Below are 13,058 nucleotides of genomic sequence, written 5' to 3' on the forward strand. Positions count from 1 at the left end.
CCTATTCCGGCCCAATTTAGTGGTATCCAGTGTTGCGCCCCGGCACTGCCGGAGGATTCGGGCTACTCTCGAAAGCATGCCGGTATGGTCCAGGGCGTCCCGCGATAGAACAGAATCCGCGGGCCAAGAAACAGCGAGCACAGAAAAGAAGGCAGCAGTGTCAGTTGGTCAAGGCCACCCCGACGGCCCGGAGGAGCTGGGGAAATGGCTGTCGGAGCTCAAACCCGTCACCGGGGCGGATACCATGCTGCGCTTCACCAAGACGCCGGAAGGCTCCATCGATCTGACCCACGCGCACCCGTCAGGGCTTGCCCAGATGCTGGCAGGCCGTCGGACGCGGCTTTCGACCCTGATTCGTGACCGCCAGCAGTTCGTGGTTGCCGCCCGGGCCTCCCGCAACCTGCGTTCCAAAATTTTCGAGCTCGCGAACGACCGCGGCATCGACGCCGGATACATTTCGGCCGGCACTGTGGCCTGGACTTCCGCCGTCGGCGGCAAGCCACAGCGTGTATCGGCCCCGGTCATGCTCGCCGGCGTTTCCCTCACACTGCGTCCTGGGGAGGACGACTACGAACTCCAATTGACCGAGCAGGCACAGATCAACCCGGCACTGGTCCGGCATTTGAAGTCCGTCCACGGGATTGCCTTCGACGTCAGCGCCGTGACGCGGCTGGCCTACAGCACCGCCCGCTACGACCCGCAGCCAGTGCTGGACCGGATGGCCGCGCTTATCCAGCCGATCCACGGCGCGGAAGTGGAACACAACATCCTGGTGTCCACCTTCGCGGACCTGTCAGCCAACCTGGATGATCCATGGATCCACGCGGACCACGCGGTCGTGGCCGCGCTGGCCCGCGCCGCCACCGGGCACCCCGGCGACGTACCGGAACTGGAAGCGGGACGCTTTCCCAGCACGGACGAGCGGGATCCCGCGGATGAGCTGCTGCTGCTCGACGCCGATGCAGACCAGCAGTACGTCGTGGATGCTGTGCGGGCCGGCGACTCCCTGGTGGTCAGCAGCCCGCCAGGTACCGGACAGACCCAGACCGCTGTCAACGTCCTCGGGACGCTCGTTGCTGAAGGCAAAACAGTACTGGTGGTGGGGGACAGGCGCGAAAGCCTCGGGGAGGTCTCGGCCCAGCTGGAGCTTTTGGGACTGGACTCCATGCTCCTCCAGCTCACCGGCAACGCCAGCCCGCTGCAGCTCAAAGGCCAGCTGGTCCGGGCCATCGTCCGGAACGAAAAGTCGCTCGAGCCGCAGCTGGCGAATCTTCACACTACCCTCACGGGACACCGCCATGCGCTGATCGACCACGTCGATTCGCTCCACAATATCCGCCAGCGTTGGGGCTGCTCGCCCTACGAAGCCATGCAGTCGCTCGCCGCGCTGACGTCCATCCAGCCGGCTCCCGCCACGACGGTGCGGCTCAAGCGCAGCGTGCTGGATAACATCCGGGACCGTGCCGAACTCGCGGAGCGGCTGCGCCGCGCCGCGGAGCTGGGCAGTTTCAGCCGGTCCGCCAGCACCAGCCCCTGGCACGGGGCCAGGCTGCTGACCCGTAAGGAAACCCAGGAAGCGCAGCAGGTGGCCGCGTCGGTGGTCGAGAAACTGCCGCGGTTGCGCGAACGTATGGTCAGCGTCGCTGAACACGCAGAAATCCGCCTGGGCCCGACCTTCTCCGCGTGGGGCGAACAGATTGACCTCCTCATGGCGGTGCGCGGAAGCCTGGATAAGTTCACTCCAGACATCTTCGACCGCCCGGTCCACGACCTCATCTCGGCCACTGCGGCCTCTGCCTGGCGCCGCGAGCGGAACATTGAGATGCCCTCGATGCAGCGCTCCCGGCTGCGCCGCGTCGCCAAGGAGTACGTCCGCCCCGGCGTGCATATTGCCGATCTTCACAGCTCCCTGATCCTGGTCCAGGAGCAGCGGGCGGCCTGGTCCGGCTACGCGACGACCCAGCGCCACCCGGCGGTCCCGTCGGGTCTCGGAGAAATCACCATGCTGTACCGGGAGCTGCATTCCGAGCTCGCCGCCCTCGGCTTGGCCGTCAAGTACACAGCAGCCGGCGGTGACCTGCACGGCACGCCATACAACGAGCTGATGGAACGCCTGCAGCGTCTGGTCGCCGATACCGCCACGCTGGAGACCCTGCCGGAGCGGACGCTGTTGGTGGAGAACATGCGCGAACACGGGCTGGGCGAGCTCCTGGCGGACCTCGCGGCGCGCGAGGTTCCCGCCGGGTCCGTTGCCGCCGAGCTGGAGCTGGCCTGGTGGCAGTCCGCCCTGGAAGCGATGATCAGCGGCGACGACTACCTTGCGATGTCTGACGGAGACGCGCTCCGTCAGCTCGAGGCGGAGTACCGGCTGGCAGACAACGCCCACATCGCGAGCGGCGCCGCCCGGCTGCGCTGGAAACTTGCCGAACGCTGGCGCACGGCCGTCGGGTCGCAATCGCGTCAAGCGGATTTGCTGCGCAGCCTGCTCAAGGACGGCCGCGTGACGCTCGCCGCGCTGGCCGGTCAAGCGCCGGAACTGCTGCCTGTGCTGGTACCGGTATTCTCCGCCAGCCCCTACCTCCTGACGGGCTTGCTGCCGGTCGAACAGAAGTTCGACGCCGTCGTCATCCTCGATGCCGAGGCGACCTCATTGCAGGCCGTCCTCCCGGCCATCGCGAGGGCGGGCCAGGTGATCGCCTTCGGTGATGACCGGATTGCCGCCCCCCGGACCTTCACTGTCGGTGTGGAGCGGCTTGCCGCCGGGGAGAGTTCCTACCAGAGCGTGGACAGCGCCTACCAGGCTCTCACAGCGGTACTTCCGGTCCGGAACCTCCGGACCGTCTACCGGGCTGTTGACGAGGACCTTGTGCGTCAGCTCAGCAAGGGTTTCTACGGTGGCTCGCTCCGGCGCCTGCCCGAAGGGCAGTCGGCGACCGGCCTTGACCGTGCCCTGTCGGTCGAGTACCTGCCCGACGGCACCGGGCTGCCGAGCGCCGAGGACGACGGCGTCGAATCAGTTGTGGCCGAGGTCAACCGCGCCGTGGAACTCGTCTTTGAGCACGCCAGGCTCCGGCCGCGGACCTCGTTGGCCGTCGTCACTGGCAGCCTCCGCCACGCGGCACGGATCGGTGAATCCATTAGGCTGCAACTGCCCAACCACCCGCTGCTGGCCAGCTTCTTCACCGCCGGTGACGAATCCTTCCGGGTCGTCGACCTTGAACGCGCCCAGGGCCTGGTCCGCGACCACGTTATTTTTTCGCCGGGCTATGGCCGCACACCGCACGGGCGCACACTGCACAGCCTCGGGCCGTTGTCGGCCGAGGGTGGACGGGCCAAGTTCGCCCTCGCGATGACGCGCGCACGGCGGTCTCTGCACGTGCTCAGCTGCTTTCATCCGGAAGACCTGGACGTCACCCGGCTGAGCCACGGCGCGGTGGACTTCCATGAGTTGCTGGACCGCGAGATTGCCGGCAATTCAGATCTGGGCAGCCCCGCGTCACGCGCTGCCGCGAGTGAGCAGGAACTCGGTGCCGACCCGCTCGTTGCCGATCTCGGGGACCGGCTGCGGGCCCGCGGGGCCCGGGTCTGGCACCAGTACGACGGCGCCCTGAACATGGTCGCGGCCGCGGACCCGCTAAGCACCATCGGGCATGAAGACGCTGAAATCCCGAGGCCGGTGGCCATCGAGTCCGATGGCACCCAGCAGTACCGGAAGCTGACAGTCCGTGAACGGAGCAGGCTTCGGCCGCAACTTCTGGAACGCCTCGGGTGGCGGTACATGCCACTATGGACCATAGAGGTATTCACCGATCCCTCGGCGTGCGCCGACCGGATCGGCGGATACCTGGGGCTGCAGAAGCCCGCCGTATCCAGCCGGACACGGACCTCGCCGGGGTTCTTCGAAGACGAACTGGAGCACCTGGCGGTATCCGATGCCAGACCCGCGGAGGTCCGGGACTCTGCACCGATGCAGGCGGCGTCGTCCAACGGTTGGCCTGCGGCCGGGCGCGGGCAGGTGGAAACGGCAGTGAGCAGGAAGGAGATCCGCGGTATGAGTGCAAACGGCGAGATTCAGGACGAACCAGCGCAAGAGACGCCGCAGGCGGAGGAACCCACTCGCCCGGTATCCGGTGCAGCGGTGCCGGTCGGGGTGCTGCCCAACAAGGCGGCCGAGGACGATCCCCGGCGCTGGGGCGACCAGCCCAACAGCTATGACCACGATGCGTGGCTGCAGGAACAGAAACCGCCGCACTGGGGCTAGCCGCCGGCGATGCGCGGCCGGACGGCGGACCGCCTAGCCAGGCGCCGCGGCCCCGACCAGAACGAAGAACAGCTTGCCGCGGGTCGAGGCGCCGGCAAGCTGCCGGGCCTGGTCTGCCGCGGCGGCCACGACCATCAGGCCATCCGTTTCCCCGGACGCGCTCCACAGTCCTGGTGTACCCCCTTGCGCCGACGTCCAGAGCACCGGCACCCCGGCCGCGAGGACCTGGGACTCTGCGGGCTGTTCGAAACCGTTGCCGATGGTCAGAATGACGCTCACCAGTTGACCGGGAGAAACCAGTTGAATGGACCCCGGGTCAGCCATCCTGAGCGGCACAGCAGCCGAACCCGGCGGGCTGCCGGCCAGCAGGCCGGGACCCAGAAACTGTGAGTCCGTGAGTAACTGGCCCTGCCTCAGCGCGACAGCCAATTGGCTGCCGGGGATCCCTTCTGCCCCGGCGAAACTGCCGTTGGGAATAAGGCCCGCCGGCACGGCGACTGTTCTGACATCACCGGAGTCCAGGACGCTGCCGGCCGGGAGATCCCTCGCAGCGGCGAGGGCAGCGACGGTGGCAGCCGGGGAAGGCGTCAACTGTTGCACAACCAGTCCGGCGGCCACGCACAGCAGCAGGGCGACGGCCAGCCGGCGGTTGCGGCTCAGCCACCTGGCCGCGCGCCGGTGCGGCGGGCGGCCGGACGTGCGGCCGGAACCTGGGAGGGACGGTCTGGGGGTGCTGAAGGAGGCCATGCCCCGACGCTATGCCGGACCAGGGTCCCGGGGCAGGGCGGAAGACCGTTATGTGGATAGCGCCAGTGGCGGGCAGGCAGATCCGTCTGCTACGGAACCAGGCGGCGGATCACCCGCAGCCGTGGGGTTAAAACGGGAAGTCGCCTAGCTGGCTGCTGCGGCGGCGGGGGCGGGTGTCGCAGGCGCCGCCGGAGCGGGAGCCACGGTGCTGCCCTTGGAATCCCGGGAGTCCGTCCGGTAAAATCCGGAACCCTTGAAGACAACGCCGACGCTGTTGAACTTCTTGCGCAGGGTTCCCTGGCATTCGGGGCAGGACGTCAGGGAGTTGTCGGAGAACGACTGCACGATTTCAAAATCGTGGCTGCAGTCCTTGCAGGCGTAAGCATACGTGGGCACGGGAAATCCTCCTCTGGGACAAACGAACAGGTCCCGTGCTTGCTGGGGTGGATGTCCGGTTGCCGGAATCCGTCCTTTAGCAGTCGCAGGGCCTGAGTGCCAATTCTATCACCCGGTCCCGCGGGCCTTTCCCAGGCGGAGGAGACCACCCGGAGTCAGGGCGGCTGCCACGCTCCGGTCGAAGGGTTCGGCGGGAATGCTGCCGGCGGGAAGCACCTCATCGTCGTAGACCACGGCCGCGGTTGGCAGCGGCCCGGTGGTGTGCCGGGTGCCGGCCTCCGAAAGGACGCCGGCCAGGGAAGCCAGGAACCTGTCGTAATAGCCGCCACCCTGACCGATCCGGTTTCCTGTGAGGTCCAGGGCGGTGGCGGGCAGGACGATGCCGTCGACGCCCCGCATGACCGCGACCCCGTGGCGTGTCCCGGCCGGTTCCTGGACCGGCGCGTAGCGGCCGCGGACAAACTCGGACTCCGGAGCCCAATACACCCAGCTCAGCTTCAGTCCTGGTTCGCAGACCGGAAGCAGCACCCGGTGCCCGGCCTCGTGCAGGGTCCTCAGCAGGGGCATTGTGGGCGGTTCGGATCCCACGCCAAGGTAGAGGGCAAACGTGCCGTCACGGGGCCCCTGCCAGGGACGATGCCCACCGCAGTCCGTGGCGGGCAATGCCGGCCCCGGCTGTCTCGAGCGAAGCCTGCGTCAGGGCGGCGCGCCTGGACCGGTGACTGGATCGGATTTCTTCCTTTGAAGCCATGCGGGGCCATCCTTCCACGGGGTGCGGCCGGGCGGGTCCGGCCAGGCAAACGGGAAATGATTACCGAATGATTAGTCCCTCCGTTAGATTAGTCCAGTGACTACACCCAATGCTTCCGTCCGCAAGGCTGTTATTCCCGCTGCCGGTCTCGGCACCAGGTTCCTTCCCGCCACCAAAGCAATGCCGAAGGAAATGCTGCCGGTGGTCGACAAGCCGGCCATCCAGTACGTCGTCGAGGAGGCTGTAAACGTCGGCCTCAACGACATCCTGATGATCACCGGACGGAACAAGCGTGCGCTCGAAGACCACTTCGACCGGGTCCCGACACTGGAGGCCACGCTTGAGGCCAAGGGTGACACCGCCAAGCTGGAATCCATCCAGGCCGCCAGTAACCTCGGGGACATCCACTACGTCCGCCAGGGCGACCCCAAGGGACTCGGACACGCCGTCCTCCGGTCCAAGCAGCACGTGGGGTATGAACCGTTCGCGGTCCTGCTCGGTGATGACCTGATCGACGCCCGCGATGAACTGCTCAGCACCATGATCGAGGTCCAGGCGAAGACGGGCGGCTCGGTAGTCGCCCTGATTGAAGTGGACCCCGCCCAGATCAGCGCCTACGGTTGTGCCGATGTTGACGCAACCGACAGCGACGGGTACGTCCGCATCAACCACCTGGTGGAAAAGCCGGACGTCGAGGATGCCCCCTCCAACCTTGCGGTTATCGGGCGCTACGTGTTGCACCCGGCTGTTTTTGAGGTTCTGGAACGCACCGAACCCGGCCGCGGCGGCGAAATCCAGTTGACCGATGCGCTCCAGGAACTTGCCGCCGGCACTGGGGAAGGCTACGGCGTCTACGGCGTGGTTTTCCGCGGCCGCCGCTATGACACGGGTGACAAACTTAGCTACCTCAAGGCCTGTGTGCAACTGGCCTGCGACAGCGACGACCTCGGGCCGGGCTTGCGGGAATGGCTCCCGGCTTATGCCGCGTCCCTGACGCCCGGCCTGACCGACACCGTCTCGCAGTAGCGTCCATGGGCGGAAGCTTCAACTGGCCGGTGACGCTGGAGAGCGGCGGTATTGTCCTTCGGCCCATCCGCTACCGGGACCGCAGGGAGTGGACCGAACTCCGCTCGCGGAACAGCGACTGGCTGGCCCCTTGGGAAGCATCCAATCCCGCTCCGGGCGGCGGCTTGCCGGACTACAGGCAGATGGTGCGCTCGCTCAAGTCCCAGGCGGCACAGGCTTCGGCCTTGCCGTTCGTCATTACGGCCTGGACTCCCGGCCGCCAGTCACCCGCGATGGTCGGACAGCTCACCGTTTCGTCGATTGTCTGGGGTTCCGCGATGATGGCGAGTCTGGGGTACTGGGTGGACCAGGGCCGGGCCGGCCAGGGCATCGCACCGACCGCGGTGGCCATGGCCACGGACTACTGCTTCAACAACCTCGGGCTGCACCGGATGGAAATCAACATCCGGCCGGAGAACGGGCCGAGCCTTCGTGTGGTCGAAAAACTCGGCTTCCGGGACGAAGGCTACCGGCCGCGGTTCCTCCACATCAACGGCGAATGGGCGGACCACCGCACATTCGCCCTGACCACCGAGGAAGTGCCGGGAGGCCTTCTTGCGAAGTGGCTTCGGGAGCCGCACGGCTGACGCCGGATCGTCCAACAGGGCAGCATCCTGGTCTTAATCCAGACATTTGCCGTTTTAGGCGCGACACACCTGCGCCAATGCGGCTCCGCGCCCTGTGTTGCTCATACCGTTTTGATTGTGGACTTCCCTCTTAGCAGCTCTGTGATCCTCTTCATTGCGGTTGCGCTCTGGATCGTTTGGGTGGCTCCCTATGTTCTCCGGAACGGGGGCCACCAGTTGCAGCCTGCCGCCGATTTCCTGGCGGACGTGATGGACATCGAACCAGCAGATCCACAAGCCGGCAAGATTCTGAAAATGACCGCCTGGCAGGAGACACCCATGACCAACCGGAACAGCTCTCCCACCGCTGCGGGCAGCACGGCCGCTGGCGGAACGGATGCGGTCAGGGCCGCCGTTCCTGCCCTGAAAATTCGGTATGGGCGGCTCGTGCTCGCGTTGGCCGGTGTGCTGTCCTTGCTGACCGGCGTCGTGTCGGCTGTACTGGGCGTCGTAGGTGTCGGGTCAGGGTGGCTGCCCGTCGGCGCACTGCTGGGCTCCGCCGCCGCCGTGTTCCTGCTCCGCCGCATTGCCATCCGGGACCGCCGCCGCAGGATGAATGCAGCTTTCCGGGACGCCATGAGCGCTCCGGCCCGCACCGCACCGACGGGGCCCGCCCGACGCCAGAGCACAGATGCCCCGCGGGCAGCCGCTGGTACCGGACGGCGCGAGACCACGCTCTTCGATGCCCAGGCTGCTCCGGCCGTACCGCAGCCCGGCGTGAACCCCGGACCCAAGCCGCTGACTGCCCAGGATCTCCGCGCGGCAGCTCTCGCTGAAGCGGCTGCCTCTGGTGATACTGTCGCCGCCGGCGACGCCACCGGACCGGCGCAGCCTGGCACGGAAGGCTCCAGTTGGGAGCCGGTCGAAGTCCCCAAACCGACGTATGTCCAAGCGCCCAAAGCCGAACGCGCCGCGCCCGGTCCGCTCGACCTGCCGGAAGCCCCGAAGGCAGTTGGCAAACCGTCACTGAAGCAGGCCGCTGCCCGGCCCGCCGCAGTGGAATTGCGGACGGAGGACATCAGCGACCAGCCGGCCGGCAAGGCGCAGAGCGCCCTGAGCAACCTGGACGACGTCCTGCAGCGCCGCCGCGCCTGATCCGGACCCTGAAAAAGCCCCGGGCAGCCATACTTGGATTCTAGGGGCTTTTTTGTGCCTTCCGCCCGGAGCGGCCGGGGACGCCGCAGCCGGACGGTGGCGTGCTCGAGGCGTGCACCCCGGGCCGGAGGCGCGACACGGCAGGAGCAGCACGCGGCGTAATTGGCAATGACCGGCGATAGTTTGTAGCCTTAGGGACACCGGCAACGCCGTTCCGTCAGGACCGGCGTTGCTCCGGGGCTATAGCTCAGTTGGTAGAGCGCTTCGTTCGCATCGAAGAGGTCAGGAGTTCGAATCTCCTTAGCTCCACAGATGGCGGGGGTTTTTGGACCCTTGAGTTCTCGGAATAAACACTTTGGTAACACTTTGGGCCGGAAATCGTCTGCAAAGCTCTCGTCTTGATATATGTCTTGTAGTTCATGAGTGTCATCCTAGCGATGCAGTGGAGCCCCGCGCTGGGACGGAGCTTCCGGTGCTGGGGGTTGCTTGACGTTCTTTCCGCTGGGGCCTCAGCTCCTGGGGCCCAGCCCCATGCGATAAGCCGCGAGGGCCTGAAAGACTGCGACGTCGACTCACACTTCGGCGGTTTCAGCGTCAGTGTCCCCGCCACGCCATGTCGCGAGGAACTCTCAACCGGACCAAGTATCTGGTTCGGCGGTCGTGGAGGTCGTCCGTGCCAGAACAACGAGGCATCGACCAAGTCGATACCGTCGCGCCTCAACTCGTCCGACACATCTGACTCATCGCCGTAGACCGCGTGTCAGCCGTGGAAGCCGCGGAAGCCTGCACCTAGCTACAGCCCGTCGCCGCATTCGAGTCACAAGACCGGCAGCTCTGATGCGACCTCGGAGCCCCGTCGGCCGAGTGTCATATGGCTCAGTTTTCGACCGTCACCGCCGTGCGTACCAAACGCTCGATTAGCCACGCCACACCGTCACGGTCGTTGGAGGCCAGGATGGCCGTTGCCTTGGACTTCAACTTCCAGTGGGCGTTACCGACGGCATAGGCCTCATGAGCGGCGTCAAACATGGATATGTCGTTCACGTCGTCGCCAACAACTACTATTCGCGTGATTCCATGGAGAGCAGCTAAGTCTCGAACTGCGGTCCCTTTGCAGACGCCAGCTGCGAGAACCTCCATCCACATCGCCCCGTCACGCTTCTCGTTAGATCGCAGAGAAACGTCGACGTTCAAAGAAAGGCGCTGGATTCCTGCGGCAAGTTGACGAATGCGGCGTGCGTCACCAAGCGCTGAAACGCAAATGACCGCCTCAGAGGGCAATTCTTCCCATCCTTTGCACGCGGATCGACGTGGATCGTCAGGTCGTTTCGCCCAGAAGTTATCAATATACTGATTGGCCAACGGCTTCACCCAAGCAACAGATTCCTGCGCCGCGAAAGTGTGAATCAGGGGTGATATGCCAGCGTCACGACATGCTCTAACCATGAGCTTGACGGATCGTGGCGAAATGTCTTTTCGCAATGCGATCTGACCACTGGATAGGTCAGCCGTAACCGCACCATTATGCAGGATGACAGGGAGTTGAAAGTCTACTGTCTTGAGCAGCTTGCGAGCGCTGGTTAGAGATCGGGCTGTGGCGCAGGTCACGCGGAGTCCTCCTTCAGTCGCCTGCTGTAATGCTGCTCTGGTGCGCTTAGTTAAAGTCGATTGCGTTGTCAGCAGAGTTCCATCTAAGTCGGTGACTAGGAGTGTCCTCTCCTGGTTCATTTTGGCACCCGAACCGACGCTGGCATACTCCGGAAAGCCTTGGCGGTCGCCTCCAGCACTCGCGCAACGTCATCGTCGTCGAGTGCTGTGGACATAAACCAGTTGTGGCTTGGATTCAGGTAAACACCTTGACGCGCCACATCGGAGGCCCATCGCTTTGCCTTGTTCCATTGATCGTCATCCGCAAAAGCGAGGTATGGCATTGTTGGCGGCCCACTAAGCGTCACTTCATGACCGGTCTCTCTAGCTTGCTGGCCTATGCCATCAACGATAAGTTGCCCTACTCTGGCCATTTTTTGGACCCCGTCAATGCTGCGGAGGAGACGGATGGAGGCAATCGAGGCGGCCAGCGGGACCGATGAGGTCCAGAACGTTCCTCCGATATATATTTTCTGCGCAGCTTCTCTCAAGCTATCGGCGCCTAGAAGTGCGGCGACTGAATAGCCATTTCCTATCGCTTTGCTCCAGCAGGACAAGTCGGGTTGAATTCCCAATGCGCTCCAACTCGACCCGAAGGCAATCCTAAAACCGGTGCGTACCTCATCCAATATGAGAAATGCTCCGAGGCGGTCGCAGGTTTCGCGGGCCGCTCTTGCGAACCCCGGTAAAACTTCTTCCTGCGGGCGCCCGGCATCGTGTCTGTGGGGGGTCAAGATGATGCCGGCTAGGTCTCCAGCGTGTTCTTCCGCCGCTTTGTATAGCGACTCGGTGTTGTTGTAGTCGAAGTAGGTTATATGTGCCCGATCTCCTGGAGTGAGACCGGCTTCACGAGGGTTACACCAAGGATCAGACCCGTGAAAGGCGCCGCGTGCGACAAGTATCGTGTTTCGTCCGGTGCCGGCCCTCGCGACAGTCAGGGCCAAGGTTGTGACGTCGCTGCCGTTCTTGGCGAAGACTGCCCAATCCGCGTGGTCAACGGTATCCACGAGAAGTTCTGCAAGCTCCACAAAAACTTCCCCCGGCCCATTCCCAGTGTTCTGCTTTTCACGCTGGCGTTGCGCAGCCTCTTCGACAACGGGATGGTTGTGGCCATGAACAATCGGCCCCCAACTGCACATTAGGTCGACATACTCGTTTCCATCTGCGTCCCAGATACGTGACCCCTTTCCGCGGCTCCAGAACTGGGGGGCACCAGGCCAAAGGAATTTGTCAAGGTTGTGCCCATAGACTCCGCCAGGTACGGCGCGGAGCGCCCTCTTACGAAGATCTGCGGCACCCGGACCAAGGTCATCCCAACTGTTCACTCCGGTCCTTTCGCTCTACCGACAGCCATCCAACGGACTTACACGGACGTTTTCTTCGTAGGTCTGGATGAGTTCAAGCACTCTTTTGGGATTTCCTTCGGCGAAGGCGTAGGTCGCGATTCCAACGCCAGCCAGGCCACCCACGTATGGGTCAGTCAACCCAAGCACACGACGGGTGGCATGGCCCGATAATTGCTCGTCATGGACCTTACCGGGCCCATCGAATGGGGAATAGATCACGGTCCATCCACCGTGAGGTGCGGCAGGGGTTGATCGAGCTATCCCAGGATCAAGTCCGAAATCCAGCAGTGTTTTGGCGTGGCGAATGTCGGCACCCCTGGTCAAACGGAAAACCTCTGGCACTCCAGCGCCCCCTGGTCGCCCGGCGGTTTCACATAATGTCAACTCAGAGTCATCCCAGAAAGCCTCACAATGGATGACGTCATTTGCGATGCCCCAAGCACGAATGACCTGCTCAATGAAGTTAGAGGACAGAGCGTTGATTAGAGGGTCTGAGACTGTGACCGATGATAAGGGTACGGCGCCCCCGGTCTTATTACAGGGACGGCAGTATCTCGAAACTTGGAGGTCGAGGTCGCCTCCTGACACGATCGCGTCGATATGGAGAACTGTTGCATCGAAGTAGGGCTCGACAAGCCAGCTAGTCGGGTCATCAAGTTCTGTGATGGCGGCGAGTAAGGCGGGCCACGTAGAAACTACTCGCACGCCCTTGGCGCCGGATTCTGCGCGAGGTTTAAGAACGTAGCCATCATATTGGCCCCAGCAAGGCGCCTCTGAAGGCGGATCCGTCGCTAAAAAACCAGGAAGACAAGCCAAGCCGTATGTTTGTGCGGTTTGCTTCATCTGCCACTTGTCGCGCATCCTTGCCACGTATGCCGGGGCATTTCCGGGGATTCCTCTGACCACGCGGGCTTGGGCCATTACAGCTAAGAAATATTCAGAACATGTGGACAAACGGTCGATCGAACGGGTCTGCTCAATCTGGTCCAACGTACGTAGAATTTTCTCTTCAGAAAAGGGTCCGATTGCCACCTCACGTACTGTGGACGGCAAGTCTCCGGTTAGTTGATCCACAATGACTGTGAGGTCCCAGCCGCTTGCCTGGAGGATGCTTTCACCGTCGC

Annotated in this window: 11 protein-coding genes and 1 tRNA gene; 5 read left to right on the plus strand and 7 right to left on the minus strand. The window is 64.0% G+C overall.

The window, feature by feature from the left end:
- Positions 1–157: 157 nt before the first annotated feature.
- A complete protein-coding gene (locus KY499_RS15960; protein WP_219885805.1) occupies positions 158–4,261 on the plus strand; it encodes an AAA family ATPase in 4,104 nt (1,367 codons plus the stop codon).
- A 33-nt stretch (positions 4,262–4,294) separates the two neighbouring features.
- Here the strand turns inward: KY499_RS15960 and KY499_RS15965 are convergent, their stop codons facing one another.
- The 4 genes from KY499_RS15965 to KY499_RS18630 form a co-directional block, all read right to left on the minus strand.
- A complete protein-coding gene (locus KY499_RS15965) occupies positions 4,295–5,008 on the minus strand; it encodes an RcpC/CpaB family pilus assembly protein (protein WP_123255340.1) in 714 nt (237 codons plus the stop codon).
- A 144-nt stretch (positions 5,009–5,152) separates the two neighbouring features.
- On the minus strand, positions 5,153–5,404 hold the full coding sequence (locus tag KY499_RS15970; protein ID WP_123255341.1) for an FmdB family zinc ribbon protein: 252 nt from the start codon (positions 5,402–5,404) through the stop codon (positions 5,153–5,155).
- A 108-nt stretch (positions 5,405–5,512) separates the two neighbouring features.
- The gene (locus KY499_RS15975; protein WP_308813054.1) at positions 5,513–5,971 is read right to left on the minus strand and encodes a 5-formyltetrahydrofolate cyclo-ligase; all 459 of its coding nucleotides are present in this window, start codon (positions 5,969–5,971) and stop codon (positions 5,513–5,515) included.
- A 46-nt stretch (positions 5,972–6,017) separates the two neighbouring features.
- Positions 6,018–6,155, minus strand: coding sequence for a hypothetical protein (locus KY499_RS18630; protein WP_308813055.1), 138 nt, complete (start codon positions 6,153–6,155; stop codon positions 6,018–6,020).
- Positions 6,156–6,251: 96 nt separating this feature from the next.
- Here KY499_RS18630 and galU point away from each other — a divergent pair, with 96 nt between their 5' ends.
- From galU to KY499_RS15995, 4 genes are all read left to right on the plus strand, one after another.
- Positions 6,252–7,181, plus strand: a complete 930-nt coding sequence (gene galU / locus KY499_RS15980; protein WP_123255343.1) for a UTP--glucose-1-phosphate uridylyltransferase GalU — start codon at positions 6,252–6,254, stop codon at positions 7,179–7,181.
- 5 nt (positions 7,182–7,186) lie between these two features.
- The gene (locus KY499_RS15985; RefSeq protein ID WP_123255344.1) at positions 7,187–7,807 is read left to right on the plus strand and encodes a GNAT family N-acetyltransferase; all 621 of its coding nucleotides are present in this window, start codon (positions 7,187–7,189) and stop codon (positions 7,805–7,807) included.
- A 117-nt stretch (positions 7,808–7,924) separates the two neighbouring features.
- The gene (locus KY499_RS15990) at positions 7,925–8,941 is read left to right on the plus strand and encodes a hypothetical protein (RefSeq protein WP_258190829.1); all 1,017 of its coding nucleotides are present in this window, start codon (positions 7,925–7,927) and stop codon (positions 8,939–8,941) included.
- Positions 8,942–9,177: 236 nt separating this feature from the next.
- Positions 9,178–9,250: transfer RNA gene (locus KY499_RS15995), tRNA-Ala, on the plus strand.
- 567 nt (positions 9,251–9,817) lie between these two features.
- Here the strand turns inward: KY499_RS15995 and KY499_RS16000 are convergent.
- Genes KY499_RS16000 through KY499_RS16010 form a run of 3 tightly spaced genes read right to left on the minus strand, consistent with a single transcriptional unit; the run spans position 9,818 to position 12,966 of the window.
- Complete coding sequence (locus KY499_RS16000) at positions 9,818–10,669, minus strand: HAD-IIB family hydrolase (RefSeq protein WP_219885806.1); 852 nt, start codon at positions 10,667–10,669, stop codon at positions 9,818–9,820.
- The gene (locus KY499_RS16005) at positions 10,666–11,913 is read right to left on the minus strand and encodes an aminotransferase class III-fold pyridoxal phosphate-dependent enzyme (RefSeq protein WP_219885807.1); all 1,248 of its coding nucleotides are present in this window, start codon (positions 11,911–11,913) and stop codon (positions 10,666–10,668) included. The genes KY499_RS16000 and KY499_RS16005 overlap by 4 nt, the downstream gene beginning before the upstream one ends.
- Positions 11,914–11,928: 15 nt before the next feature.
- Positions 11,929–12,966, minus strand: coding sequence for an acetyl-CoA carboxylase biotin carboxylase subunit family protein (locus KY499_RS16010; protein WP_219885808.1), 1,038 nt, complete (start codon positions 12,964–12,966; stop codon positions 11,929–11,931).
- Positions 12,967–13,058 lie beyond the last annotated feature (92 nt).

It is taken from the genome of Arthrobacter sp. PAMC25284 (genome assembly GCF_019443425.1).
GTDB lineage: Bacteria > Actinomycetota > Actinomycetes > Actinomycetales > Micrococcaceae > Arthrobacter > Arthrobacter oryzae_A.